This window comes from Serratia sp. PF-27 (assembly GCF_030053255.1).
Taxonomy (GTDB): Bacteria; Pseudomonadota; Gammaproteobacteria; order Enterobacterales; family Enterobacteriaceae; genus Serratia; species Serratia bockelmannii.
This window is the reverse complement of record NZ_JASGBT010000020.1, coordinates 1-26,860: the sequence shown is the minus strand read 5'-3', so window position 1 is coordinate 26,860 and position 26,860 is coordinate 1. Positions and strand designations below refer to the sequence as shown.

Genomic DNA, 26,860 nt, shown 5'->3' with positions numbered 1-26,860 from the left:
TATTAACGTAATTTTTGGCGCCAGGCGTTAAGCACGTCTGTGCGGGTAATCAGGCCGAGGAAGCGCTCGCCGTCGAGCACCACCGCGACGTGGCCATGGTTGAAGGTGGCCTGTAATTCCTCGTAGCCGGCTTCCTTTTGCAGCGTCTGGACCTGCTTGGTCATCGCGCTGCCGGCCGGCAGGCTGAAGTGGGCGGCGTCGGCCTGGACGGCGTTCAGCAGATCCCACTCATCGATCAATCCGACGACCCGATCGCCTTCCAGCACCGGTAGCTGCGAGATGTCGTACAGCCGCATGCGGGCGTGCACGATCGCCAGCGTGTCGTCCGGCGCGGCGGAAACGGCGGCGCCTTCGTCGTGGCGATAGGCGATCAGATCGCGCAGATCGCCGTGCTGCGGTTTGCTCAGCAGGCCCTGCTCCAGCATCCAGTGGTCGTTATACATTTTAGACAGGTATTTGTTGCCGCTGTCGCAAACGAAGGTCACGACCCGCTTGGGTTCGGTTTGCGCGCGGCAGTAACGCAGAGCGGCGGCCAGCAGGGTGCCGGTGGACGATCCCGCCAGCACGCCTTCCTTGCGCAGCAGATCGCGCGCGGTGGTGAAGGCCTCCGCGTCGCCGATGCGGTAAGCGTTGCGGACCTGGTCAAAGTCGCTGAGCGGTGGGACGAAGTCTTCGCCGATGCCCTCAACTAACCAACTGCCCGCTTCGCCGATGTGGCCGTTGTCGAGATAGTCCGCCAGGATAGAGCCGGCAGGGTCGGCGAGCACAAATTCCGTCTGCGGCGAAACGTCGGCGAAATAGCGGCTCAGCCCGCCCAGCGTGCCGCCGGAGCCGACACCGACGACGATAGCGTCCACGTCATGCTCCATCTGCTGCCACAGTTCGGGCGCGGTAGTGGTCGTATGGGCCGCCGGATTGGCCGGGTTGTTGAACTGATCGATATAAAAGGCGCCGGGGATCTCTCCAGCGAGGCGTTTGGCGTAATCCTGATAGTAAGCCGGGTGCCCTTTGCCGACGTCCGAACGGGTCAGCAGCACTTCCACGCCCAGTGCGCGCAGGTGGAAGATCTTTTCGCGGCTCATCTTGTCCGGCACCACCAGCAGCAGCTTATAGCCTTTCAGCGCCGCTACCAGCGCCAACCCCAGGCCGGTATTGCCGGCGGTGGCTTCGATGATGGTGCCGCCCGGCTGCAGTTTGCCGTCGCGCTCGGCCTGTTCGATCATCGACAGCGCGACGCGGTCTTTGATCGAACCGCCGGGGTTTTGGTTCTCCAGCTTGACGAACAGCCGGCATGGGCCGGTATCGAACTGGGTCAGTTCCAGCATCGGGGTATTGCCAATCATCTCGATGACGGAATGGGGGATCGCCATGACTCATCTCCAGGATTATTCGGTATAAAAGTCGTTGTGCGGATGATAGCGCTGAGGATAAGCGCTTTAAAAAGAACAAATAACGGTTCTATATGCCATTATGGAATATATTAATCTTTTTTGGACGTATGGAAGCGCAGATGTTTAGCGGTGCAGATGCTTGGCCGTGTAGCCGTGGGTGGGTGCAAAAATGCGCGTCTCGATGCTTTTTTGAACGATAAGCGGGGGGCTGCGTACAGTTATGTAAAAATGCTGAAAATTCACGCTAAACCCTGCAAAAATAAGATAAATCACATAAACTCACAGCAAGGGCATTTTCGGTGCGTTGTGTTACCCGCTATGGGCGCCGCAGGGGGTTGCGGCCGGCATGCGCGCACCGGGCCACTCTCGCTGGTTGGCTTAAAACGTGAACATGTTTGAAAGTTAACGCTATTTCAATGGTTTGAATGGACACTCTGGCGACGTCATGATGAAAAAAAACTTATCCACTTCCCTGAAAAAACTGACCTTCAGCGTAGGCATCCTGTTGCTGGCTGCCCCGGCCGTGCACGCGGCTGAGCCGCCGGCGCCGCCGCAGGTAGACGCCAAGGCCTACATTCTGATGGATTACAACAGCGGCAAGGTGCTGACCGAAGGCAATGCCGACACCCGTCTCGATCCCGCCAGCCTGACCAAGATCATGTCCAGCTACGTGATCGGCCAGGCGATCAAGGCCGGCAAGATCAAGCCGGAAGACATGGTCACCGTCGGCAAAGACGCCTGGGCGCCCGGTAACCCGGCGCTGCGCGGCTCTTCGCTGATGTTCATCAAGCCGGGCGATCAGGTGCCGGTGCTGGAACTGAATAAGGGCATCGTGATCCAGTCGGGTAACGATGCCAGCATCGCGCTGGCAGACTACGTGGCGGGCAGCCAGGATTCGTTCGTTGGCCTGATGAACAACTATGCCAAATCCCTGGGCCTGCAGAATACCCACTTCCTGACGGTGCACGGCCTGGATGCGGAAGGGCAGTACAGCACCGCGCGTGACATGGCGCTGTTGAGTCAGGCGCTGATCCGCGACGTGCCGGACGAATACGCGCTGCATAAAGAGAAAGAGTTCACCTTCAACAAGATCCGCCAGATTAACCGCAACCGTCTGCTGTGGAGCAGCAACCTGAACGTCGACGGTATCAAGACCGGTTACACCAGCGGCGCCGGCCACAACCTGGTGGCGTCCGCTACCGACGGACCGATGCGTCTGATCTCGGTGGTTTTAGGCGCGCCGAGCGATCGCGTGCGCTTTAGCGAAAGCGAAAAGCTGCTGACCTGGGGCTTCCGCTTCTATGAAACCGCGACGCCAATCAAGGCCGATAAACCGTTCGTCACCCAGAAAGTGTGGTTCGGCGACGTCAGCGAAGTGCCGCTTGGCGTGGCGAAAGACGCCTCGGTCACCATTCCGAAAGGGCAGATGAAAAATCTGAAGGCCAGCTACAAGCTGACCCAACCGACGCTGGAAGCGCCGCTGGCGAAAAACCAGGTGGTCGGCACCATCGATTTCCAGCTGGACGGCAAAACCATCGAACAGCACCCGCTGGTGGTGATGCAAGAGGTGAAAGAGGGCAACTTCTTCAGCCGCATCTGGGATATGGTGATGATGAAGCTGAGCCAGTGGTTCGGCGGGATCTTCGGCTGAATAGCCTGATGTAAGGAGCGCCCCGGGCGCACCATCCTCGACCAAGCCGCAACGGAGACGTTGCGGCTTTTTTTCGCGAGTTTCTGCGGCGCGGTGATTAAAAGTAGTCCACCAGCATGGTGGCGCCGCTGGTGAAATCGCCTTCCGCCAGGGTGACGGCGCTGTTTTTTACCGGCACCGCATCAAGCGTCGGCGGATTGGCGTAGTCGATGTCCAGCGGCGTATTGATGGCGAAGGCCTTACCGTTGGCCAACAGCTTGATGCCCAATCCATTGACGCTGCTGGTTAACACGCTGCCGTCGAAGGCCGCCGCGCCGCCCATGATCTTCATTTTCAGCTGGCGGCTGTTATCCAGAAACTCGCATTTGATGCTGTAATCGATGCGTTGCATATAGCGGTTGCCGTCGATGCGCTTGATGCCGACCTTGCCGAAGTCGATATCGATGGTGCGCCCGTCGTTGATCACGCAAGGCGGAGGCGCCACTACGGTGGCGGTGATGTTGACTTTGGTGCCCTGATCGGCGGCCTGAGCGGCCGAGCTAATCAATTCCAGCGCCAACAGCAGGGCGCAGCCCGTTTTTATCGTCATGTTCATTCTGGCTCCCGTCTCAAGGTGCGCTGAAGATCAGCGTGGCCGAGCCCGACAGCGGACCGGTGGCGATGCTGGTGTAAGGGACATTGTTCTTCACCGGCACAAAGGTCACGGTATCGTTACCCAGACCGTTGACGATGCGTGTTCTGAAGGCATTGTTGGGTTTCACCACCGCGCCGTTATACACCATCGCCACGCCGACGTTAGGATTGGTGGTCTTGATAAAATCGCTGGAGAAGCCGCTGGCGTCGCTGACCATGCGGATCAGAATATCCTGCGTCGCACTCTGATCGTCGCACTGGTAGCTGAGCGCTTTGTCCTGTTTGATCTGGGCATCGCTGGCGCTTTGAGTCAGAAAGTCCTGGCGGATCTGACCAAAATCGACATTAATCTGCTGGCCGTTGTTAATGGTGCAACTGGTGGTGACGAAGTAGGCGTCGTTGTCGGCGATCAGGCGCCAGCGATAAACGCCGCACTGCGGACAACCCGGCTGATCGTTGGTCTGAATAAAGTTGATTTGGCCGATGACGTCGCCCTTGTTCACCTTGATGTCCGGCGTTGGGAAACGGTTCAACACGATATAGACCCGGATGGCGACAGACTGGGTCTGCAAGCCGGTGAGGCTGAGTACGCTGATGCCGGCAGGCACCGGGGAGTTATAGTCGCTGCCGTTGATGGTGGTACCGCTGCCGATGGCGCCAAAAATCGCACTGTTCATCGACAGCGCCGGACTGTCGGTTTTGAGATAGTCATACCAGCTCGCGACGTCGTTTTTACAGGTGACCTGGCTGACGTTGACGATTTCGTTTTTGCCATAAGAAAGCTGCGGCCCGATGCGAACCCGGACGTCAACCGGCGTGGTCGAGCCCCCGGGTGGAATCAGTCCGCCATCGGACGTGCGGCAGGTAAATGCGTTGGCGTTGCCAAGCAGCAGGAAGAAAGAGAGTGCCAGGCAGCAACGTAAAAATAGCAGGGCTGTTTTTCTCACGATAATATCCCGATATATATAAATGGTGTGCGGCGTTACTCCGCAATGAAATATTGCCAATCAGGCCGGCTGGCCCTATTTATTCCGTTAAAGGAGAGTGAGATGCATCTTTGTTGGGTATGCCGTTGTTATCACCACCGTCCAGCAACGCGGTGGGATACCACCTCAACGAGTTGTTGATGGAGCCGTCCGTCACAATCACTTCTTGTCGGGCGACAAGATCCAATAACAGCCGTCGAGCCCGGTAAACACCGACGTTGACGGCATTGGCCAGTTGCCGCGTCGAGAGCCACTGCTGCTGTGGCGGCGGCCCGGCGACGGGACATTGACGGGGCGATTGCGCGAATAATGTTTGCAGCAGATCGTGCTGCAATTGCCGTATTTCCTTTTGTTTCGGAGATAACGCTTCCATAGCACTTCCTCTGTATTCCGATTGCCGTATTCCTAAGAAAAAACAAACATTCGCCGCCTACCAACAACGAGGTAAAACGCGAACAAAGAAAATTCCTATCTATTTATCAGGATTGAAAAAAAGGCGTTGCCCGCCCCGTTTTTACCTATGTTCAGGCAGGGGGGGCGTCACGCAGAAACCTAAAATTTTGGTTTATTATATTCACAAAGCGCCACTTTGCGATCTGATTACTTGTGAATCTCGCAAAAACAGGATATTGCTCTATAAAAGTATTTTTTACGATCTATGAGCCTAAAAATAACAGTAAATTAACTTCAATTAGGAAATAAATTGCGAATGTTCGCCTTGATCAAAAAAAGCCTTTTTTTGCTGAGAGGCATTTGCCAGAATATTCATCGCCGAACAAGAAGGGCGGATTAGAAAGTATTGGCCCCTGCTTGTTGTGATTTCGTTTATTTTTATAGGGCGAATTCATTAATGGGCGGGCCGCTGCAGACTTGCCGTTATCGACTTTTTTATTGTCGGTGCCTTTGGGGTTTGGCAGTTAACCAACTAGCAAGATGCTAAAGAATTAGGGCTGCGCACATATAAGCGCGAGCAGGTTTCCTGTGGCTCTTTTTCTTGATTGGAATATGCATTTTTTCTTATAAGGAATATAGGTTCTATGAAACTTAACAAAATCATGATGGCTGCAGTGATTGCATTTGGCGCAAGTTCTTTTGCACAGGCAGCCGATCAGGGACACGGTAAGGTCACCTTCACGGGCTCTATTATTGATGCGCCATGCTCTATTGCGCCTGAGTCGATCGATCAGACCGTAGATCTGGGCCAGGTGTCCAACGTGGCGTTGAAAAACGGCGGCAAATCCAACCCGCGTCCGTTTGAAATCAAGCTGGAGCAGTGCGACATCACCACCCTGAAAACCGTTAAAACCACCTTTAGCGGCGTAGCATCGTCTACCGATAAGGATCTGCTGGGCATCGCGGGCACCGCCAGCGGCGCCGGCGTAGCTATCTCTTACAACGGCCAGCCGATCAAACTGGGTGAAGCGACTACCGCGCAGACTCTGAACACCGGCAACAACACCCTGCATTTCGCCGCCTACCTGCAGGGCGAAGGCGCTTCCGCCGCCATCGTTCCGGGCGACTTCACCGCCGTAGCCGATTTCACCCTGGCTTATCAGTAAGTGAGTCCGAAGGCTTAATCAACCAGGCATGGGGCTCGCCACATGCCTGGTGAATCTCCCTGTCAAAGGAATGTCGCGATGTTTTTACCAAGGAATCGAGCGGGTGCCGTTCTTTTGGCGTCGTTGGCGTTTGCGCCCGGCTATGCAACTTCCGCCGCGCAGGGGTGGGGCAAAGTCAACATGCACGGCGCCATTATCGACACCGCCTGCGCCATTGCCGCCGGCAGCCGCGATCAGACGATCGATATGGACACTCTTCCTCTCGGGCAGATCATTCGTGACGGCCAGGGGATGACCAAACCTTTCAGTATTGAATTGGTCAACTGCATTTTGGAACGGCCGGAAAACAAACCTGATTGGAAATTCTTTCAGGTCACGTTTGATGGTTATGCGGAAGGCGCTCTGTTTGGCGTACAGGGCGAGGCGCGCGGCGTCGCATTGAAGATAAAAGACAGCAACGGCACGCCGGTTATTCCAGGGAAACCCTTACCGATGGAAGGAATAATACCGGGAAATAGAGTGCTGAATTATTCCATGACGTTGATGCCGAATCATCAGCCGTTGAAGGCGGGAGCGTATTTTTCCACAGTGCGTTTTAAGCTGGATTATTTTTGATTTTTTCTCGTACTGACGGTTAATTCGTTATTGAAAGGACTTTTATTATGCTTTCACCGGCAGGGAAGTTATTTCGTCTTCAAGCTTTGGGGCTCTGTGTTGCCCTTTCTCTGGGAAATCCGATCGCGTTGGTCTATGCCGCCGACGTTATTCAATTCAATACTGACGTATTAGACATCAACGATCGTAAAAATATCGATCTGAGCCAATTTACGCGCAGCGGCTACATCATGCCGGGCGTTTATACCATGGTGGTGCACGTCAATAAGAACGACCTGCCGGAACAGCCGGTGACGTTTTTGGCACCTGAGAACGATCCTAAAGGCAGCGAAGCCTGTCTTTCGCCGGAATTGGTCAACCAACTGGGGCTGAAAGAAAAACTGTTAAGCACGCTGAACTGGACGCACGGCGGCCGTTGCCTTGACGCCTCGAGTCTGGCGGGGATGGAAGCCCGCGGCGATCTTGCCAGCTCCTCGTTGTATCTCAACATTCCTCAGGCCTATCTGGAATACAGCTCGGAAAACTGGGACCCGCCTTCGCGCTGGGATGACGGTATTCCTGGGCTGCTGTTTGACTATAACGTTAACGCCCAAACGCAAAAACACCAGAAAGGCGGCAGCAGTTACAGCCTGAGCGGCAACGGCACCGGCGGCGCCAACCTGGGCGCCTGGCGTTTGCGCGCCGACTGGCAGGCCAACCTCAACCATCAGACCGGTTCTTCTCAGCCTACCGATAAACAGTTCGACTGGAGCCGCTATTACGCCTACCGGGCGATCCCGGCGCTGCGTTCGCGGTTGACGATGGGTGAGGATTACCTGAACTCCGACATTTTCGACAGTCTGCGCTTTACCGGTGTCAGTCTGCGATCCGACGACAGCATGTTGCCGCCCAACCTGCGCGGCTATGCGCCGGAAGTGACCGGCGTGGCGAAAACCAACGCTAAGGTGGTGGTCAGCCAGCAGGGGCGCGTGCTGTATGAAACGCAGGTGGCGGCGGGGCCGTTCCGCATTCAGGACATCAATGACGCCGTTTCCGGCGAGCTGGACGTGCGCGTCGAAGAGCAGGACGGCAGCGTGCAGGAGTTCAAGATGAACACCGCCAACATTCCTTATCTGACGCGCCCGGGTACGGTGCGTTACAAGCTGGCGACGGGCAAACCGTCGGAGTGGGGGCACCATCTGCGCGGGCCGATGTTTGGCACCGGCGAGTTCTCCTGGGGGATCAGCAACGGCTGGTCGTTGTACGGTGGGGGCATCGCCGGCGGCGATTATAACGCGCTGTCGCTGGGGATCGGGCGCGATCTGATGGCGCTGGGGGCGCTGTCGTTCGATGCCACGCAGTCGCGTGCGCGTTTGCCGCAGGATGGCACGCTGACCGGCGGTTCGTACCGGCTGAGCTATTCGAAGAACTTCGATGAATACGACAGCCAGGTCACCTTTGCCGGTTACCGCTTCTCCCAGGAAGATTTCATGAGCATGGGGGATTACCTCGATGCGCGTTACGAAGGGGGACGCAGCGGCAAGAGCAAGGAGATGTACACCATCACCTTCAACAAACAGTTCCGCGATCTGGGGCTCAGCACCTATCTCAACTACAGCCACCAAACCTACTGGGATCGGGCGCCGAACGATCGTTACAACCTGATGGTATCGCGCTACTTCGATATCGGCGATTTCAAGAACGTCAGCGTTTCGCTGTCGGCCTATCGCAACCGTTACAACGAGCGCAACGACGACGGGATGTACCTGTCGCTGTCGCTGCCCTGGGGCAGCGCCGGGACGCTCAGTTACAACATGACGCTCGATCGCGAAGAGAACGCCCATCGGGTCGGGTACTACAACCGGGTTGATGAACACAACAACTATCAGATCAGCGCAGGCGCCGCGCGCAGTGGGGCGACGGCCAGCGGGTATTACAGCCATCAGGGCGATATGGCGCAGATCAATGCCAACGCCAGCTACCAGGCCGGCCGGTACAGCGCCGTCGGCATCGGCGCGCAGGGCGGCCTGACGATGGCGGCGGAAGGAGCGGTGCTGCACCGCGTCAATACGCCGGGCGGCACGCGCTTGCTGCTCGATACCGAAGGCGTCGCCGGTGTACCGGTACGTGGCTATGGCAGTACGGTGCTGACCAACCGTTACGGCAAGGCGGTGGTGGCGGATGTGAACAGCTACTACCGCAATAAGGCCAGCATCGATCTCAACAGCCTAAGCGACAACGTCGAGGCGACGCGTTCGGTGGTGCAGGCCACGTTGACCGAGGGGGCTATCGGCTACCGCAAGTTTGAAGTGATTGCCGGCGAGAAGGCGATGGCGATCGTCAAGCTGGCGGACGGCAGCGAGCCGCCGTTCGGCGCCACGGTGCTGAATGCCCGTAAGCAGGAGACCGGCATCATTAATGACGGCGGCAGCGTTTACCTGTCCGGCCTCAACCCCGGCGAGCGCATGAGCGTGCACTGGAACGGCGCGGCGCAGTGTGAAATCCAGCTGCCGGCGCCGCTGCCGGCCGAAATGTTGATGAACACGTTGCTGCTGCCTTGCCGCCCGCTTGCCGGCAACAAGCCGGCGGCTGACGCCAACTGACATACACCCGGCGGAGCTCGCTCCGCCGCTAAACCGCCGGGGCGGGCTCGCCCGCTTCCGGCCGACTGGAACCGTGAAGACATGATGAATCTGACTATGACCAGAAAGACCGTTTTCCTTGTGAGCCCGCTCGTCGCCGCGTTGACGATCGGCGCGGTCAGCCTGCCCGCTCATGCGGCCATTGCGCTGGATCGCACGCGTGTGATTTTCGACGGCGACCTGAAAACGGTCAGTCTCAACATCAGTAACCAGAACAAACAGTTGCCTTATCTGGCGCAGGGATGGATCGAAGACGATCGCGGCAACAAAATCCAAAACCCTTTTACCGTGCTGCCGCCGGTGCAGCGGGTGGAGCCGGGCAAACCGAGCCAGGTGAAGATCCAGTCGCTGCCGGCAGCACGTCAGCTGCCGCAGGACAGGGAGACGCTGTATTACTTCAATCTGCGCGAGATCCCGCCGCGCAGCAATAAGCCGAACACGCTGCAGATAGCGTTGCAGACGCGCATCAAAATGTTTTATCGCCCGGCGGCGCTCGCCCCGAAAAAGAACGCCGCACCGTGGCAGGAGCAGCTGACGCTGACCCGGCAGGGCGACAAGTACGTGGTGAACAACCCGACCCCTTATTACGTGACGATCGTTGAGGCGAGCGCCGGCAAGGGCGGGAAAGGGGCCGCCGGCTTTGAACCGTTGATGGTGGCGCCGAAGGCCAGCGCCCCGCTGAACGTCTCCGCCGCGAGCCTCGGTAGCGGCCCGTCGCTGGCGTACATCAACGATTACGGTGGTCGGCCGCAGTTGAACTTCCGCTGCGGCGGCAATGCCTGCCAGGTCGTACCGGTCGCCAAATGACGATCCGCGCGCAAGCAGGGAAGACAGAGTGAACACAGCGGAGTGAACGAATCATGCAACGAAAGATCCCCATGCTGTTGGGAAAGGCCTATGAACGTCATCAGCGACGCACTATCGGCCTGACGGTGTTGGCCGCGCTGATGGTACCGCTGACGGCAGGCACGATGCTGATGCTGATGCCGCCGGCCCGCGCGGTGGACAACTGGGACGTGGAGGGCGCGAATGGCACGCTCCACGTCTACGGCGCGTTAACGGAAAGCGCCTGCAGCCTGGAAATGACCACCGCCCGCCAGGAGGTATGGCTGGGGGAGACCGGAACGGCGCACTTCCAGCGTCCGGGCGATCGCGGCACGCCGGTCGCCTTCGAGCTGACGCTGAAAGACTGCCTGCGGGCGCCGGCGAGCAACCGCGACGCCTGGACCGGGGTTCTGGCCTGGAGCGGCAGCCAGCCTGCGGTGTCCGTCGCGTTTTCCGCGCCGACGGATGACGACGCGCCGGGTCTGGTCAGGGTGGCCGGCGTCACCGGATTGGGGTTGCAGTTGGCGGATGCCCGCGGTTTGCCGGTCCGCCTCGGCGCGCGCAACAAACCGATCTTGCTGACGCCGGGGCAAAACACCCTGACGTATACGGTGACGCCGGTGCGCACCCCGGCGACGCTGAGCGCCGGCGCTTACCGCGCGGCGATCGATTTCCGTCTTTATTACGACTAATACGCCGCTTGCGTCTGGTAGGCGCAAGCATAACCAAAGGGAGTGGCGTCATGCGCGCGACAGAGACGAACCGGCGCCGAAGCGCGCTGCTGGGAGCCGGCATGGTAATGCTGGCCGGCATGATGGCGCAGCCGGCGGCTGCGGCGGAAAACATGCGCTTTCACGGTACGCTGGTGGCCGAGCCGTGTGTCATACAACCGGGGGATGAGGACATCCAACTGGATTTCGGCACCATCGTCGACAAATACCTGTACCTGAACACCCGCACCCACAGCCAAACCTTCGCGTTGCACCTGACTGAATGCGATCTCAGCCTGGGCAATACGGTGGCCATTACGTTTACCGGCACCGAGAACGCCAAACTGCCCGGCCTGTTGGCGCTGGATGCCGGCAGCCTGGCCTCGGGGATCGGCATCGGGCTGGAGGACAGCACCGGCAAGGCGCTGCCGCTCAATCGCGCCAGCGATAAATTCCGCCTGAATGCCGGCAACACCACGCTCACGCTGCAGGCCTATGTGCAGGGGGAGCCGGAGGCCATCCAAACGAAGTCCATCGGCCGCGGCACCTTCAGCGCGGTGGCCACCTTTACGTTGGAATACGAATAAGCGTCTACAAGGACAAAAAACGCAATGATGATAAAGCCCCTCAATCGCGCCCTGCGCATGGGCCTGCTGTGCCTGTTGGCGTTGAGCGCCGCCGCCTGTCAAAACCAAAAGTCGGGCAAGCCCGCCGTGAACACCAAAAATCAGGCTGTGCAAGCTCCGTCAGAAGAGGCTTTGCGCAAGCAGCGTGAGGCCGAGCAGCTGCGGCAGTGCCAGCAGCAACTGGGTGCATTGCGCACGATCGACGAGAAACAGTATCAGCGCTACAAACAGGCCTTCGACAGCCTGATGAGCGGCGCTTCGCAGTACGCCAACCTGCGCGCCAGGGTAAACGGCGACACGCAGGAGACGGTGGATGCGCTGTATCGCTACAAGGTCAACTATCTGTGCGCCGGGGTGAATCAGGCGGTGTTGACCGGCTTGGCGGATCGCGGGGAGCAGGTTAAATGAGGCTGCGCCTGCTGGGCTGTGCGGCTCTGCTGTTCACCGGCGTCGCGCAGGCGGACGACGGCGTGCCGGCGCTGCTGCAGTTTGCCGAGCAGTATCAACGGCAGAACACCGCGCCGAAGAGCGAAAACGCGGCGCCCGCCGATCGCGAGGCGGGGCAAAAAAAGCGTGAGCCGGCAAAGCGTCCGCCGGACACCCACCAGCCTGCTTCATCGGCCAAAGCTTTTACGCTGAGCCAGGAATTATTGACGCGTGACCAACAGCTGGCACGCCAGCGAATGGAACTGACGATGTTGCGCCAGGAACTTACTGCGCTGCGGGCGGAGAAAGCGGCGCCACCCGTCGCAGCGTTGCCGGACTCGTCGACGCTTCAACAGTGGATTGCCGGGCTGGGCGCTGCCTGGCGAGGTTCGCCCGACGCGCAGCGCACCGAGGCGCTGTTGCGTCAGGCGACGCAGGAAACCGCCAAAAGCAGAACGACGGCGGCGCAGGCCGAACGGCGCGTCACCGAACTTGAGTCTGCCGCGCAGGCATCGGCACAGACGCTTGCACAACGCCAACGCGAGCACCAGGAGGCGTTGCAAGCTCTGCGCGCCGCGTTGGAAGAAAGCGAGCAGAAGCGGGCCGGTGAGCAGAAGGCGACTCAGCAGGCGCGCGAAGACCTGCTGGCGTTGCGTAAGCGGCTGCAATGGGAGATGACGCCGGAGCAGTTGAAGGATGAACGGAAACGGTTGTCCTATGCGGCGGGCAGTGCGCTGGGGCGGGATATTCAGGGGTTGATGACGGAGCGTCAAAGCTGGGGGGTACCGGTGGACCGCGACAGCCTGTTGGCGGGCGTTATCGACAGCGTGGCGGGGCGTTTGCAGCTGCCGCCGGATGAACTGAATACGCTGACGGCGCAGGCGGATGCCGCCGCCGTGGCCGCGCGTGAGAAACGCGTTAACCAGCAGCGGCGGCGCGATGAAGATTATCTGGCGCAGTTCAGTCAACAAAAGGGCGTAAAGCAGTCGGCGATGGGCTTCTGGTATCGGGTGGATTACGCCGGGGAGGGCGCGCTGGCGCCAACGGCGGTGGTCGATGTCGTGGTGAAAGAGAAGCTGACCGACGGCACGGTGATCCAGGATATGGATCTGAGCGGCAAGGTGCTGTCGCAACCGCTGTCCGAATACCCGCCGCTGTTCCGGGAGGCGATAGGTCATCTGCACAACCACGGCTCGTTGACGATGGTCGTGCCGCCGGCGCTGGCCTACGGTGAAACCGGCTACCCGCCGAAGGTGCCGCCCAACGCCACCATGGTTTATGAATTGCGCATCGACAACAGCCAGGCGCCGGCGAAGGGCGTCCAGGCGGTTAAACGGGAAGCCGACACGGCGGGAGAACAGGGATGAACACGATGATAAAAATCGCGCTATTTGATGAGAATCGATACTTCAGCGCCGGTTGGCAAGAGGCCCTGGCGCTGCATTTCAGCACTTACGGCAAGCGCACGCTGTTAGTGGATGCGCGGCAGGTTCACGAAGCCGATTTGGTGTTCTGCTATTTTCCTCCCGGCGTGCAAAGCTGTTTTTGTCACCTCTCTGAGGCGCAGCCCGCGGGGCGTAAAACGCTGTATTTCTCGTTGCGAACGCCGGAGGGACGGCATAAACGCACCGTCGGTAACCGCTGCTCGCTGGAGACTGGCGTCATCTACCACGATATGCCGTTGGTTTCGGCGCTGTATCAGGTGAGCGCCGAGCTGGAGCGGCGCAGCAAATGGCCGGGCAGACTGAGCTGTGGCAGGAGCTGCGTATGCCAACACCGGGGCCTGACGCTGCGCGAACAAGAGATCATGCGCTGCATGACGCGGGAGATGGGAGTCACGCAAATCGCCCGGATGCTGGACATTAGCGTGAAGACGGTCAGCAATCACAAGATGAGCGTCATGCGCAAAATGGGATTCCGGCGTAATGCCGAACTTTACGGCTGGCTGCGGCACAGCGCTCGTCCCGGGGCTGTGGGGCTTCGCGCGGGTATTCAGCCCGGCGTTGCGGCAGGAAAGGATCGCTATTGAAACGGCGCCGGCCAAGTCACACCGGCTGGCGCCTTAAGTACCTCGCCGTGGCGATCAGTTGCAGGCCACGACCTTGATCGCCAGCCCGCCCTGTGAGGTTTCGCGGTATTTGGCGTTCATGTCTTTGCCGGTCTCGTACATGGTTTCGATCACCTTATCCAGACAAACCCGCGGTTCGCTGGTCCGGCGCATCGCCATGCGTGCGGCGTTGACCGCCTTAACGGCGGAAATGGCGTTGCGTTCGATGCAGGGCACCTGAACCTGGCCGGCGAGCGGATCGCAGGTCAGCCCCAAATGGTGCTCCATGGCGATCTCCGCCGCGATGCACACCTGCGCCGGGCTGCCGCCGAGCAGCTCGGTCAACCCGGCCGCCGCCATCGAACAGGCCACGCCCACTTCCCCCTGGCAACCCACTTCGGCGCCGGAGATCGAGGCGTTCATCTTGTACAACGCGCCAATCACGCCGGACGCCAGGAAGTAGCGTGTGTAGGAGTTGGCGTTCACCGGGCGGATGAACTTGTCGTAGTAGGCCAGTACCGCAGGGATAATGCCACACGCGCCGTTGGTCGGCGCGGTGACCACGCGGCCACCGGCGGCGTTCTCTTCGTTGACCGCCAGCGCGAACATGTTGATCCAATCGACCACGTTCATCGGATCGATATTGTTCTTGTCGCCGGTCACCAGAATGCGTCGCAGCGCGGCGGCGCGGCGCGGCACTTTCATCGGGCCAGGCAGCAGGCCTTCGGTGTTGATGCCGCGCTCGATACCGGCGCTCATCACCTGCCAGACGTCGGCGAAATGCGCGTCGATGTCCGCTTTGCTGCGCAGCGCCAGCTCGTTCTGCATCACCAGGCCGGACAACGACAGCCCGGTGTCTTTGCAATGCTGCTGCAGATCGTGCGCCGATTTGAACGGGTAGGGCACCGGCGTGGCGCCCTCGGCGGACTGGCCGAAGTGTTCTTCGTCGACGATGAAACCGCCTCCGATCGAGTAATAGGTTTTGCTGTGCAGCAGGCGTTCACCGGCGAAGGCACGGATGCGCATGCCGTTTTCGTGCAGCGGCAGGTTGTCGCTGTGGAAATTCATGCCGCCGTGCAGCGGAAAATCCACCTCGTGGTGGCCGTTGGCCAGCGGCAGGCGGCCGCGCTGTTCCACGTCGCGAATAAAGCCCGGGATGCTGTCGATGTCCACGTCGTGCGGCAGGCTGCCGGCCAGGCCCATGATGATGGCGATGTCGGTGTGGTGACCTTTACCGGTCAACGACAGCGAACCGTAGACGTCGACCACCACGCGGGTGGTGTCCTGCAACTGCTGGTGGGCGATCAGATCGTCGACGAACTGTTTGCCGGCCTTCATCGGGCCAACGGTGTGGGAACTGGATGGGCCGATGCCAATTTTGAAAATATCGAAAACGCTGACCATGGTCTCGCCTCCTTCTTCAGGTTTCAGGCGGTGAATACGGGAAATGGGGGAGTGCGGGAGGGCCGGCGCGCAAGCGGCGCCGGCCGGGCGTGATTAGCCGAGCAGGCTGAACACGATAGCAGAGATGGCGATCAGACCCATCACAACCACGAACACGTTGCTGATGTGGCCGCTGTACTTGCGCATGGCAGGCACTTTACGAATGGCGTACATCGGCATCAGGAACAGCAGCATGGCGATGATTGGGCCACCCAGGGTTTCGATCATGCCCAGGATGCTTGGGTTCAGGGTGGCGACGATCCAGGTGGTCACCAGCATGAAGATAGCGGTCATGCGGTTCAACTTGGCGGTGCTGACGGTTTTGCCACGGCTCTTCATCGATTTGGCAACCAGACCGTTGAAACCTTCACGAGCGCCGAGGTAGTGGCCCAGGAACGATTTGGTAATGGCGACGAAGGCGATAACCGGCGCGATGTACTCGATCATCGGGTTGTTAAAGTGGTTAGCCAGGTAAGACAGAATCGAGATGTTCTGCGCCTTGGCTTCCGCCAGGTTTTCCGGCGTCAGGCTCAGCACGCAGCTGAACACGAAGAACATCACGGTCAGCACCATCATGATGTGTGCATAAGCCAGAATGCGGGAGCATTTCTTCTCGGCGTCTGCGCCGTACTCTTCGCGTTTGGCGACGGCGAAAGCGGAGATGATCGGCGAGTGGTTAAAGGAGAACACCATTACCGGGATTGCCAGCCACAGGGTCATGATCAGGCCGTGGCCCATGCCGGTACCGCTGCCGGACAGCGACACGTTTTCGAAGATGGCGCCGGTCCAGTTAGGGATCAGGTATACCGCCAGCAGCATCAGCACCGCCACGAACGGGAAGACCAGAATGCTCATGGTTTTCACGATGGCCTGCTCACCGAAACGCACGATGGTCATTAGGCCGACGATCAGGATCAGTGACAGAATGGCGCGCGGCGGCGACGTCATGCCCAACTGGTGGGTAATGAAGCTGTCGACGGTGTTGGTGATCGCCACGCTGTAAACCAACAGAATCGGGTAGATGGCGAAGAAGTACAGCAGGGTAATCAGTTTACCGGCGGTGATGCCGAAATGCTCTTCCACTACAGCGGTGATGTCTTCACCGGGATTTTTGCCGGACAGCACGAAACGGCACAGGCCGCGGTGGGCAAAGAAGGTCATCGGGAAAGCGATGATGGCCATGATGATCAGAGGAATCAAACCGCCGATGCCGGCGTTGATGGGCAAGAACAGGACGCCTGCGCCGATGGCGGTGCCGTACAGGCCCAACATCCACATGGTATCCGTTTTACGCCAGGTACTGCTGGAGCCCGAGGCCGCAGAGGCAATTGTGCCGGTCTGTGTAGTGTCCATAAATATCTCCGAAGTGAACACGAATTTAAAATTAAAAGGCAAAACTTAAGGTTAAACCGTCAAACGTCCTATTCAGGCAACGCTTGCGGTAAGAATCAGGTGTTGCTTGCGGGGATGTTTTGGCGTCCCCCTGGTTGTTTATTGTGTTCATTACCAAGGCACAGCGCCGGGTAATTCACTAAAGACTTTCCACCGTCACGGGGGATAAAAGTCGTTACCGCTGCCGACAGGTCATTGCCTGTCGATTTTTGTTGGCGGCAAGATAACGATTTACAGTAGAAACAACCGTGATCCTGCTCTCAAATGCGTAATATGTGCAGTTATCTGCTTTTTTATCGATTTTTCGCGCATTTGTTGCACATTTGTGTAAGATTTTGTGCTGAGAACGCTCTCATAAAATTTTCTGCGATTATGCGGCTTGTACAATAATTAGCCGGATAAAGCGCTGTGCTCAGCAGCAAGCCGAGCAATATATTTTATGCGTGGTTTTGGATCTAGCGAAAAACCCGGATTAAGCAGTTTTAGTGACGTGGATCACATTATGTTTTTAAGGTAAATTTAATTTATCTTTTTGTTTTTAATGATTTTTATTTAAAATTCACCGCTAGTAACGAAGGGAAATTACTTACGTGGTTAGCGGATAAAAATGCGTAACCATTCATCATATAAATAACAGATAGCTAACAGGTATTGGTGAGATTTGCTGCAATCGCGTAAACCGCCGTTTATTTAAACTTCCTGGCCTTTGGTACGATTTATCATATAAAAGCCATAAATAGCCGTTAATTCACCCAGCCGACCGCGTGTTTAGCCTGCGAAAAAATAATCACGCGGGTGAGCTGTTGCATTTTATTAACCTGATGTTGCGTGCGGATAAGCGAAAAACGCGAATTGATTGCGCATTATTTGTTCATTTTTGGGTGAGGAAAGAGGGATATCGAAACGGTGCGCCGTCGGTTATGACGGCGCTGAAGGCGGATTAATAGCGGATAGCGATGGCGTTGTCGTTGAAGAATGCCAGGAAGTCGGCGGCCGGTTGGCGGTCGGTGATCACCCGATCGAATTGTGTCAGGGGGCCGATGCAGGCCGGTTTGGTTTTGCCGAATTTGCTGTGGTCTGCCACCAGGATCTTTTGCTGCGCCATCGCCATCGCGCGATGCTTCATCTCCAGTTCGTCGAAGTTGAAGCAGGTGGCGCCGTGCTGCAGACTGAGGCCGGCGGCGGAGATAAAGGCGATATTCGGGCAGATATGATCGAGCTCGTTACGGCCGCTGACGCTGGAAAAGATGTAGTTGTTCGGCTTGAACTCACCGCCGCACAGGACCACTTTGCAGTTCGGTTTGTCCTGCAGCCCCAGGAAGGTGTTCAGCGAATGGCACACGGCGGTGAAGGTCAGCTCGTCGGCGATGGCGTCGATGATCGCCGGGGTAGTGGTGCCGCAGTCGAAAAACACCGTGTCGTTTTCATTGATCAAGGGGGCCGCCAGCAGGCCGATGCGCCGTTTCTCCGTGACCTGTTTGGCTTTTTGATCGGAAACGAAGTAGTTGGTCACGCCGTTGCTGCGCGGATCGGTCACCACATAGCCGCCGAGCAGCACCACCGCCGCCGGTTCGGCGCTCAGATCGCGGCGAATGGTCATCTCCGAGACCCCCAGCAGCACGGCGGCTTCTTTCAGGTGGATCTTGTCAGCGCGTTTTAACGCCTGAACTAGCCGGTTGATACGTTCTTCGCGCCGCGTTTCCATAGGTCCGTCTTCCCACAGGTAGTAGAGGTAAAAGGGCGTGCCGGCGTGTCCGGCGCTAAACACAACAATGCGGGGCAATATCGGGCCGCCTAGCCGCCCGTATTGTCCCGCATCGGAGTGTATTGGCTGTGCCCGTCAGGGCATGCCGACGATCAGTAGCTGCCTGCCGCCGGCTGAGCGCCGGACACGATGGCGACGCCGGAGCTGGTGCCGATACGCGTGGCGCCGGCGTTGATCATCTTCTCGGCGGTGGCGCGATCGCGCACGGCGCCGGAAGCTTTCACGCCCATCTCGCTGCCCACGGTCTCGCGCATCAGTTTGACGTGCTCTTCCCGAGCGCCGCCGGTGCTGAAGCCGGTGGAAGTTTTCACGAAGGCCACATCGAGTTCGCGACACATTTCACAAACCTGGACGATCTGCGCATCGCTGAGCAGGCAGGTTTCCAATATTACCTTCAACGGGATCGCCGCGCAAACCTCGCGCACGGCGGCGATATCGGCTTTCACTTCGTCCAGCAGGCCGCTTTTCAACCAGCCGACGTTGATCACCATATCGATCTCTTGCGCCCCGGCGGCGATCGCCGCTTTGGCTTCAAAGGCCTTGGCGACGGTCAGGCCGGCACCCAGCGGGAAACCGATCACAGAGCAGACTTTCACGGTGCTTTCTTGCAGCAGCTGGGCCGCCAGCGGCACGTAGCCGGAGTTGACGCATACCGCATAGAAGTTGTGCTGCTGCGCTTCTTCGCACAGTTTGGCGATCTGCATTTCGGTGGCGTCCATGGCCAGCAGGGTGTGGTCGACATAGCGGGCGTAATCGATGTTTTCGGTGGTCATCGCGGTTCCTTAGTGAGGTTAAGACAGTAAACGGAGTGAGGAATGTGAAAATAATAACATTCCGATGCCGATAAACCTAGTGCTGTTTAAAAAATGTCGATCCGATCGTCGCTATAATGCTGTTATAGGTATAGCTTAAAGGCGTTTCATTTGTTATTTAAATAACATTTTGTGGCTCGCGGCCTGCGCGGGCGAAACGTCGAGGGAAAAAAGATGAAGATCAACATCGATCTGGCTCCTGAAGCTTTCGGGGCGCATCGGCAGGAACTGTTCCGCAATGCGGATTTTGCGGTGAGCGCGCATCGCTGCGCAGAACGTGGGCCGATGTTAACGCTGGCGAACTGCCGTGGCGCGCTGACGGTTTTACCGTATCAGGGCCTTGCGATCTGGGACGCTAAGTTTGACGGTTACTCGCTGAAGTCGGGCCGCCGCAGCGTGCGGGGCGCCGGCAGAAAGCGCGCTGACGACGCTGCGTTCTATCCCGCCTGGCCGCATCAGGACGGTGAGCCGCTGCAGATGCAACGCGTGTGGATCCAGCTGGCGGGCGATGAGCTGACGTTGCACGGCGAGGGGGAGCGGGCGGGCGGGCGTTGGCGCATCGGCCCGGCGCTGCGTCTGGCGGCCCAGAGCGCGCAGTTCGCCATAGAGATGAAGGTCACCAATCAGGCCGAGCGGCCGCAGCCGCTGCGCTATGTTTGCGGCCTCAACTATGACTGCATTCCTGATGCGGTATTCCGCCAGAACCTGCCGACGCCGGCTTTATTAGGGGATACGATCGGGCAGGAACTGTTGTGCTCCGACGATCTGACGCGCTACGTGGATCAGGCCGAATTCTTTATGCTGGCGCCGCAGGGCCGGCGTTATGTGACGCGTTTTGCCACCGAACAATTCAACTATGGTTTCCGGCGCATCGCCGTTCAGGGCAACAGGCGGCTGCTGGCTTTTATCCAGCCGGCGAACTGTCGGCCGAACGCGTCGGAAGGGGAGGTAGGAGTGATGCTGGGAGCGGGAAAAACGCGGACGTTCTGTGTGACTACCGGCGTGGTGTGAAAGCAGGGGCGGTAACGCCCCTGTCATGTTGTGCGGTTACTCTTTCACCCAGCCGCGGCGAATGGCGAAGGCAAACAGGAAGCGATACAGGCGCGACAGCTTGTCGGCGAGGACATCGCCGAACAGATTCCATACCAGCTGCGCGAACAGGCAGCCGACCAGGCCGAGCAGGAAACCGCCAACCATATCCAGCGGCCAGTGCACGCCGAGGTAAACGCGTGACCAGGCGATGCCGGCGGCGACAATCATCAGCAGCGCGCCGGACCAGACCCGGTGCCAGAACAGGAATGCCAGCGCAAAGGTAAAGATGGCGGTGCCGTGATCGCTGGGGAACGAGCTGTCCGGCGCGTGCGCCAGGAAGGTATAGCCGACGCCGGCGACGAACGGACGCTCATGCGGCAGCAGCGCGCCGATAGCGGAGGCGGCAAGCATGGCGAACAACAGCGCGATCGTGGTTTTCGCCACCACTTCGCGCTGTGAAACCAGCTGGCTTTGCGGCCCCCACAGCCACAGGCCGACGATCAGCAGCGGCACGATAATGATAAGATCGCGCGCCAAAAAGGTGGCGAAATCGATCATCCATTCGGGAGACGCCGGGGTCGCATTGATCCAGGCGAAAAGAACATGGTTTAGCTGCTCCATAACCGTTACCTCATCTTGCGGCGCCAATAGCCGCTAATCATCCAATAAATAGCCAACTGGCTTAACCAAACCCACCAACCCGCCCACAGGTTATGGGTAAGAAAATGTGCGCCACGCATGATCTGACCAAAGCCCATCAACATGCCGAGCGCAATGCCGCCGCACCAGCACCACCAGGCCAGGCGCGGACGCTGCGGATAAAACAGGAAAAACAACGCCATCACCGCGAAACCGCTCGAGGCGTGCCCGCCGGGGAAACAGCGACCGGGGCCCGGCAGCGCCGGTACCGTGCCGAACAGCGGGAAGGACATCGCCTTGCCGCCGTACTCAATCAGATCCCACGGACAGGAGTGCGCGCTGGTGGCTTTGAGAATGCCCACCACCAGCGGGCCGATACCAATCAGCAGCATGGTTACGATCAGGCGCGCGCTGCGGCGATAGAGGCCCCAAAACAGTGTCAGCACCGCCCCTACGATCACTATCTGCTTCAACAGGCGGTGATTGATCAGATCCAGCCAATAATTGTTTTGCCACGGGAAATGCCCGCTGGCGGCATCGTACCAATAATTGCTGATCGCCCAGTCCAGCTGTTCGTTACGGGAGAGCCATAGAAACACCAAACCGCTGATCAGCAGGCCAAAAACTTGCCAACGGTAAAAGGATGCCGACAGGGAGTAAAGGGTGGTTGTCTTAATTTGCGGTGTCGTTGAGGATTGATTTAATGACGATTCTGGATTCACGCGCAGGCTCGGTGACAGGATTGAATGACGTTACTGTAATAATTCTGTCTTAAGAAAACCTTAGTCCCCCGGTAAGAAAACCCTATCCGAGGCCACCGCCTTCGGCTAAGGTAATCGTTTGCTTTTTTCGGGGTGAGAGTGTGGTGATGCAGAATAAAGCGCGTGTCTTACTGTTGGCAGCCGCCGGTGCGGCCTTTTCTCCGCTGAGCTTTGGCCAACCTGCGGCGGCCGGGCCGATCGTGGTACAGGGCGCCATGCCGGTGGAGGCGGAACGTTTCGCCCAGCGGTTGGAAAACCCGCGTGAGGAGCAGGTTGGCGGCTGGCGCTTTTGGCACGGTACCGTAGACGGCTACCCGGTGGTGGTGTCGGAGACGCTGAAGGGCATGTCCAACGCCGCGGCGGCCACGGCGATCGCCGCCACGCAGTTTCACCCGGTGGCGATCATTAATCAGGGCACCGCCGGCGGCCATGACCCGGCACTGAAAGTATATGACATCGTGCTGGGCAAATATTCGGTCAATCTCGGGGCGTTCAAAACGCCAGCCAAGGCGTTGGGGGAAGGCAGCGACTCGCGTCAGTGGCAGCCGATGGATCTGTTGGCTTCCAAGGGCAGCGCCGGCGAGGACCAAAAGGCGCACAGCCTGCGCCAGTTTCCCGCCGACCCCAAACTGCTGGCGATTGCGCAAAGCGTTAAGAGCGATTACCGACAGGGCAAGGTAGTGGAAGGGGTGATCGGCTCGGCCGACGTATGGAACAGCGAGCTGGATCGCATTCGCTATTTCCACGACAGCTACCGGACGTCGGTCGAAGAGATGGAGACCGCCTCCGCCGCGCAGATCGCCGCCGAGTTCAAGGTGCCGTTCGTCGGCATTCGCGTGCTGTCCAACAACATCACCAATCAGGGCAAGTACGATCCGCAAACCGGGCTGGCATGCCAGGATTATGTCTATCAGGTGGTGAAGGCCTATGTTGCCAACCTGAAGAAATACTGAGTTATTACTCCGGCTAATCGGCGATATTAGGCGATTGTCACTATTAATTGCCTATTGTAAAGAAGATTAAACCTGTGGCGAGCTTAGCGGTAGTGTATTAGTTTATAGACGGATTATTTGACAAAGTGTAGGGATAAAACATGAACAAGGCATCCGTTGTATTTTCCGGCCTGCTGATGGCCGTTTCCGCCGGCGCTATGGCGGCGACCTCTGGCGATGACGCGGACATGAGCAAACAGCCGCTGGAAAAAGTCGCGCCTTACCCGAAAGCCGAGAAGGGTATGAATCGCCAGGTGATCTACCTGCCGAAGCAAGAGCACGAAGAGAACTACAAGGTAGAGCTGCTGATCGGCAAGACGCTGGAAGTGGACTGCAACCGCCATATGATTGGTGGCACGTTGGAGACCAAAACCCTGTCCGGCTGGGGTTACGACTACCTGGTGCTGGAGAAGCTGTCTGAACCGGCCTCGACCATGATGGCCTGCCCGGACAACACCAAGACCAAGAAATTCATCGCCGCTAACCTGGGCGACGCCGCGATGCAGCGTTACAACAGCCGCCTGCCGATCGTGGTGTATGCGCCGAAAGACGCGGAAGTGAAATACCGCATCTGGAAAGCCGAAGATACCGTAAGTCAGGCTGAGCAGAAATAACCGCCGCCTGACGCCGCTCCGCTGGCCATTCCCGGTTGGCGGAGCCTTTCTCCTTCCTGTCTCCTTATCATTCCCGCATCGTTGACACTCGACTGATTGCTTTCGGACGTGGCTTTTAGCCGCAACATGGCAACGAAATACGCTCTTCACATGGGCACAGGAAGCACGCCGCTGCATGGATGGGAGAGGATGCGCGCGTATAGAAATAGAGCAAAGAAATCTTTACTGAATTGTGATAATTTTGCCCATACCCTATTTAGGCGTGACACAGAAGATAAGGATATCCAATGCGTTATCGTTCGCTAACGCTCGACGAGACCCGTAACAGCCGCACACCTGGCGAGTTGCTTGATGATGGTGCGCCTGTGCCGACCACGGAACCTTACGAGTGGGCAGGCACCGCATGAAACTGATTCATTTCTCCTCTGAACACACGGCGCCGGAAAGCTTTTCCAGGATACTTAACCCTACAGCAGCGCGGTATGAGCTGGAACGGCATTATCTGTTCGGCGGCGCAGCCGGCATATCGATAAGCAGCCGGTATCCGATTACCCGCAATACTCAATCCGGGATTGGCGTCACCGGTTATCGTGAGGACGTGGCTGTGAAGCGCAGCGTGCTCGATGAGATCAACCGGGGCGGCTTGCTGGCGATTGATCAGGAAATGGGCACCTGGACGCCGACGAAATATGCCTTTTACGTTGACGCGGAAGGCCGATTACAGCGCTACCCAGGCAGCTCTCTTCCCGCCTTTTATCCTACCGGGCGCGTGATCGCCCGCTATGAAGAAATGGTCAGCCGCTATGGCCACCGGGCAAAACCGACGGTGCTGCCGGCGAGGCAGAATACGACCCGGAATCCCCCTCTGCAACAAGCCATCGCTACCGCAGTGGCAACCGTTGCCGCCACGGTGCAGGCCATCCGTCCGCTGACCAAGGCAGAACGCTGGCAAGAACGCCAGTACCTGATAGGACGAGGCAACCGCAGCATTTACCCGGATGCGCGCATGGCGGCACAGCGCCTGGCGGAGAACAACGTCGCGGTCGAAAAGGCGAAGTTGGCTGAGAATGTTTACAAGACCGCCGATTCACTAGGCGAACTACCAGGGGTACCGGAGGGCTGGAAAGATATCAGTAATAACGAACGAGCTTTAAATAGGCTTGGTCTGGACAGTAAAATGCTTTATGACAAACCAATGAATCCTGATTTTTTAGCCCGAGTTTATCAGCCAGATGAGAGCATCTTTGGTAAAGCGATGAGTCCGACGGTGGTGTTCCGCGGATCGCGTGCGCCCGAGTTCCCGGAGGGAATAAGCAAGGCTGCCCAGAAAGCGTTATTGAACGGCGATTTGTCAGGAATTAAAAACCTGAGCGATTGGACAAATAATGGTGCTCAGGGAATAGGGCTTAATTCTGAATACTACAAAAAAGCGGTTAATATCGGTAAAGCAATTAAAGGCGATGTTGGGATATCTGGTCATTCGCTGGGTGGGGGCATGGCGTCTGCGGCTTCTATAGCCAGCGGTAAACCGGCTTGGACGTTTAATGCAGCAGGCCTGAATGCGGGAACCGTCGAAAAATACGGCGGTTCGATAATAGGTAGCGCCGATAATATTCAGGCGTATCGCGTAAAAGGGGAGCTGTTAACCAAGCTGCAGGAAGTTGATTTGTGGGAGGATGCTAAAGACCTCAAATTTTATCCGCCTGCGGTGATGGCGAAAGAACGGCTGTCCATGTTGGCGCCTGACGCAGTGGGAGTAAAACACACGCTTCCCGGTGGAACAGGCTCACTGCTGGATAAGCACGGTATAGACCAGGCGATACAATGCATTGAAAATGAAAAAGACGATGACATAGCCACAATCAAGGGAAGAATATGAAAAAAATCATACTCATTATCACGATGGTAGTGTCTATGCTCATCATACAGGGGTGCAAACAAGGTATGGATTTACAACCGCAGGATTATTTTGACGGTCAGCAATTGGACATTGCCAAAGCCATTTATGATGGTGATAGGCCGCAGTTGGATAAACTGTTGCCATCAGTAAATAAAGAGATCTTAAATCGTCCAGCTAAGGAGGAAATGACCTTATTGTTCTGGGCAATAAACAATGCCATCTATGACAAAACCACACCTGAAAGATTGAAAATTATCACTGATTTGGTAAAGGCCGGCGCAGATCCTTTACAGCCTCAACCCAACACGCCAGGTAGTCCCGCTGAATTTGTTATGAAAGCGGACAAAGGCGTCTGGATACAGGCTATGTTGGAAGGTGGCCTTTCTCCAAACGCCAGAGATAGGGTTCATAATCAACCTATCATATTTGAAAGTTTTGAAGCGAAGAATACTGAAACATTAAAGGTACTTATTGCCTACAAAGCTGATGTTAATATCAAAGGGGCTATGAATAGAACGCCATTAATTAATGCGTTGTATAATAGTTGCCCAGAACACATTGAGGTTCTTTTGGCTCATGGCGCTAACCCATTAGCCAAAGATGATTTTAATGACAGCTTCCTTTCTTTGATTTCTGCGGAAATAGCCAAAGGAGACAAAAATAATTCTTATATAAAAAAATTAATTAAAATTAAAGAGAAGATCAATATTGTGAATTAGTTGGCTCTCAGGTGGGTGAAATAATTGGCGTTTGACGTGGATGGGATGGGTATGGCATGAAGCACATTATTCTCATTATCACCGTGGTGCTGTCGATGTGTGTTATGCAGGGATGCGAGCAAGGTAGGGAGCTACAACCACAAGATTACTTTAAAGGGAAGCAGCTGGACATCGCCACCATCATTTACGAGGGTGACAGGCAAAAGCTGGATAAGGTTTTACCGACGGTAAGCAAAGAAACGTTAAATCGACCGGCCAAGGCGGAGATGACGTTGCTATTCTGGGCTATAAACAACGCCATCTTTGACAAGAATACGCCAGAGCGGCTCAAGATCATTACGGATTTGGTCAAGGCGGGGGCAGATCCACTGCAGCCAAGACCGGAAGGGCGAAGTAGCCCGGCTGAATATGTTATGAAAGCGGATAAAGGCGTCTGGATACAGGCTATGCTTGAAGGCGGACTATCGCCTAATGCAAGGGATGAAATAAACAATCAACCAATAATTTTCAAGAGCTTTCAAGCGGTTAATACAGAGACGCTGAGTACTCTAATAGATTACAAAGTTGATGTTAATATCAAAGGTGCTATGAACAGAACGCCATTAATTAATGCGTTGTATAATAGTTGCCCAGAACACATTGAGGTTCTTTTGGCTCATGGCGCTAACCCATTAGCCAAAGATGATTTTAATGACAGCTTC

Annotated in this window: 26 protein-coding genes; 16 read left to right on the top strand and 10 right to left on the bottom strand. The window is 57.2% G+C overall.

Annotation, left to right across the window (positions count from 1 at the left end; translation table 11 throughout):
• Nucleotides 1-2 precede the first annotated feature (2 nt).
• Nucleotides 3-1,370, bottom strand: a complete 1,368-nt coding sequence (locus tag QMZ29_RS13115; RefSeq protein ID WP_197770190.1) for a pyridoxal-phosphate dependent enzyme — start codon at nt 1,368-1,370, stop codon at nt 3-5.
• 466 nt (nt 1,371-1,836) lie between these two features.
• Here QMZ29_RS13115 and QMZ29_RS13110 point away from each other — a divergent pair, with 466 nt between their 5' ends.
• The gene (locus tag QMZ29_RS13110) at nt 1,837-3,042 is read left to right on the top strand and encodes a serine hydrolase (protein WP_025302208.1); all 1,206 of its coding nucleotides are present in this window, start codon (nt 1,837-1,839) and stop codon (nt 3,040-3,042) included.
• A gap of 97 nt (nt 3,043-3,139) precedes the next feature.
• Here QMZ29_RS13110 and QMZ29_RS13105 read toward each other — a convergent pair whose 3' ends face one another.
• The 3 genes from QMZ29_RS13105 to QMZ29_RS13095 form a co-directional block, all read right to left on the bottom strand.
• Nucleotides 3,140-3,631: a fimbrial protein gene (locus tag QMZ29_RS13105; RefSeq protein ID WP_225735588.1), complete on the bottom strand. Its 492-nt coding sequence runs from the start codon at nt 3,629-3,631 to the stop codon at nt 3,140-3,142.
• A 19-nt stretch (nt 3,632-3,650) separates the two neighbouring features.
• A complete protein-coding gene (locus QMZ29_RS13100; RefSeq protein WP_225735589.1) occupies nt 3,651-4,622 on the bottom strand; it encodes a fimbrial protein in 972 nt (323 codons plus the stop codon).
• 79 nt (nt 4,623-4,701) lie between these two features.
• Nucleotides 4,702-5,034, bottom strand: coding sequence for a hypothetical protein (locus tag QMZ29_RS13095; protein ID WP_025302211.1), 333 nt, complete (start codon nt 5,032-5,034; stop codon nt 4,702-4,704).
• Between the two features lie 664 nt (nt 5,035-5,698).
• Here QMZ29_RS13095 and QMZ29_RS13090 point away from each other — a divergent pair.
• The 9 genes from QMZ29_RS13090 (at nt 5,699) to QMZ29_RS13050 (ending at nt 14,072) form a co-directional block, all read left to right on the top strand.
• Nucleotides 5,699-6,220 (top strand): fimbrial protein, encoded by a 522-nt coding sequence (locus QMZ29_RS13090; RefSeq protein WP_025302212.1) that lies wholly within the window; start codon nt 5,699-5,701, stop codon nt 6,218-6,220.
• Nucleotides 6,221-6,298: 78 nt separating this feature from the next.
• Nucleotides 6,299-6,835, top strand: a complete 537-nt coding sequence (locus QMZ29_RS13085; protein WP_025302213.1) for a fimbrial protein — start codon at nt 6,299-6,301, stop codon at nt 6,833-6,835.
• A 47-nt stretch (nt 6,836-6,882) separates the two neighbouring features.
• Complete coding sequence (locus tag QMZ29_RS13080) at nt 6,883-9,417, top strand: outer membrane usher protein (RefSeq protein ID WP_080271247.1); 2,535 nt, start codon at nt 6,883-6,885, stop codon at nt 9,415-9,417.
• 96 nt (nt 9,418-9,513) lie between these two features.
• Nucleotides 9,514-10,263 (top strand): fimbria/pilus periplasmic chaperone, encoded by a 750-nt coding sequence (locus tag QMZ29_RS13075; protein ID WP_235614437.1) that lies wholly within the window; start codon nt 9,514-9,516, stop codon nt 10,261-10,263.
• A gap of 71 nt (nt 10,264-10,334) precedes the next feature.
• Nucleotides 10,335-10,973 carry a fimbrial protein gene (locus QMZ29_RS13070; protein ID WP_038629099.1) on the top strand — a complete coding sequence of 213 codons (639 nt, stop codon included), beginning with the start codon at nt 10,335-10,337 and terminating at the stop codon, nt 10,971-10,973.
• A gap of 50 nt (nt 10,974-11,023) precedes the next feature.
• On the top strand, nt 11,024-11,578 hold the full coding sequence (locus tag QMZ29_RS13065; RefSeq protein ID WP_025302217.1) for a fimbrial protein: 555 nt from the start codon (nt 11,024-11,026) through the stop codon (nt 11,576-11,578).
• A gap of 24 nt (nt 11,579-11,602) precedes the next feature.
• Nucleotides 11,603-12,025 (top strand): YuaE family lipoprotein, encoded by a 423-nt coding sequence (locus tag QMZ29_RS13060; RefSeq protein WP_049205925.1) that lies wholly within the window; start codon nt 11,603-11,605, stop codon nt 12,023-12,025.
• The gene (locus QMZ29_RS13055) at nt 12,022-13,410 is read left to right on the top strand and encodes an FKBP-type peptidyl-prolyl cis-trans isomerase N-terminal domain-containing protein (RefSeq protein WP_261423745.1); all 1,389 of its coding nucleotides are present in this window, start codon (nt 12,022-12,024) and stop codon (nt 13,408-13,410) included. Before QMZ29_RS13060 ends, QMZ29_RS13055 begins: the two co-directional genes overlap by 4 nt.
• Entirely contained in the window at nt 13,407-14,072 is a 666-nt protein-coding gene (locus QMZ29_RS13050; protein ID WP_049205929.1) for a response regulator transcription factor, read from the top strand. Before QMZ29_RS13055 ends, QMZ29_RS13050 begins: the two co-directional genes overlap by 4 nt.
• A 54-nt stretch (nt 14,073-14,126) precedes the next feature.
• Here the strand turns inward: QMZ29_RS13050 and QMZ29_RS13045 are convergent, their stop codons facing one another.
• The 4 genes from QMZ29_RS13045 to deoC all read right to left on the bottom strand — a co-directional run bounded on the left by QMZ29_RS13045 (nt 14,127) and on the right by deoC (nt 19,463).
• Nucleotides 14,127-15,494 carry an L-serine ammonia-lyase gene (locus QMZ29_RS13045; RefSeq protein WP_261423744.1) on the bottom strand — a complete coding sequence of 456 codons (1,368 nt, stop codon included), beginning with the start codon at nt 15,492-15,494 and terminating at the stop codon, nt 14,127-14,129.
• 93 nt (nt 15,495-15,587) lie between these two features.
• Nucleotides 15,588-16,886, bottom strand: a complete 1,299-nt coding sequence (locus QMZ29_RS13040) for an HAAAP family serine/threonine permease (protein WP_004938697.1) — start codon at nt 16,884-16,886, stop codon at nt 15,588-15,590.
• Between the two features lie 979 nt (nt 16,887-17,865).
• Complete coding sequence (gene deoR / locus QMZ29_RS13035; protein ID WP_261424348.1) at nt 17,866-18,630, bottom strand: DNA-binding transcriptional repressor DeoR; 765 nt, start codon at nt 18,628-18,630, stop codon at nt 17,866-17,868.
• A 152-nt stretch (nt 18,631-18,782) separates the two neighbouring features.
• Nucleotides 18,783-19,463 carry a deoxyribose-phosphate aldolase gene (gene deoC, locus QMZ29_RS13030; RefSeq protein ID WP_261423743.1) on the bottom strand — a complete coding sequence of 227 codons (681 nt, stop codon included), beginning with the start codon at nt 19,461-19,463 and terminating at the stop codon, nt 18,783-18,785.
• Between the two features lie 213 nt (nt 19,464-19,676).
• Here deoC and QMZ29_RS13025 point away from each other — a divergent pair, with 213 nt between their 5' ends.
• Nucleotides 19,677-20,513 carry an aldose epimerase family protein gene (locus tag QMZ29_RS13025; RefSeq protein WP_060432773.1) on the top strand — a complete coding sequence of 279 codons (837 nt, stop codon included), beginning with the start codon at nt 19,677-19,679 and terminating at the stop codon, nt 20,511-20,513.
• A gap of 36 nt (nt 20,514-20,549) precedes the next feature.
• On the opposite strand, the gene ybjG is transcribed toward QMZ29_RS13025, so the two are convergent.
• Entirely contained in the window at nt 20,550-21,155 is a 606-nt protein-coding gene (gene ybjG, locus QMZ29_RS13020; RefSeq protein ID WP_025302225.1) for an undecaprenyl-diphosphate phosphatase, read from the bottom strand.
• A 5-nt stretch (nt 21,156-21,160) separates the two neighbouring features.
• A complete protein-coding gene (locus QMZ29_RS13015) occupies nt 21,161-21,895 on the bottom strand; it encodes a phosphatase PAP2 family protein (RefSeq protein WP_049207959.1) in 735 nt (244 codons plus the stop codon).
• A 146-nt stretch (nt 21,896-22,041) separates the two neighbouring features.
• Between QMZ29_RS13015 and QMZ29_RS13010 the strand changes: the two genes are divergently transcribed.
• From QMZ29_RS13010 to QMZ29_RS12990, 5 genes are all read left to right on the top strand, one after another.
• On the top strand, nt 22,042-22,887 hold the full coding sequence (locus QMZ29_RS13010; protein ID WP_261423738.1) for a 5'-methylthioadenosine/S-adenosylhomocysteine nucleosidase: 846 nt from the start codon (nt 22,042-22,044) through the stop codon (nt 22,885-22,887).
• A 140-nt stretch (nt 22,888-23,027) separates the two neighbouring features.
• Complete coding sequence (gene eco, locus QMZ29_RS13005; RefSeq protein WP_033642514.1) at nt 23,028-23,540, top strand: serine protease inhibitor ecotin; 513 nt, start codon at nt 23,028-23,030, stop codon at nt 23,538-23,540.
• 403 nt (nt 23,541-23,943) lie between these two features.
• The gene (locus QMZ29_RS13000) at nt 23,944-25,419 is read left to right on the top strand and encodes a Tle-like phospholipase domain-containing protein (RefSeq protein ID WP_261423732.1); all 1,476 of its coding nucleotides are present in this window, start codon (nt 23,944-23,946) and stop codon (nt 25,417-25,419) included.
• Nucleotides 25,416-26,159, top strand: a complete 744-nt coding sequence (locus QMZ29_RS12995; protein ID WP_261423731.1) for an ankyrin repeat domain-containing protein — start codon at nt 25,416-25,418, stop codon at nt 26,157-26,159. The genes QMZ29_RS13000 and QMZ29_RS12995 overlap by 4 nt, the downstream gene beginning before the upstream one ends.
• A 56-nt stretch (nt 26,160-26,215) precedes the next feature.
• Nucleotides 26,216-26,860 (top strand): ankyrin repeat domain-containing protein (locus QMZ29_RS12990; RefSeq protein WP_283225777.1); only part of this gene is annotated, 645 nt, incomplete at its 3' end.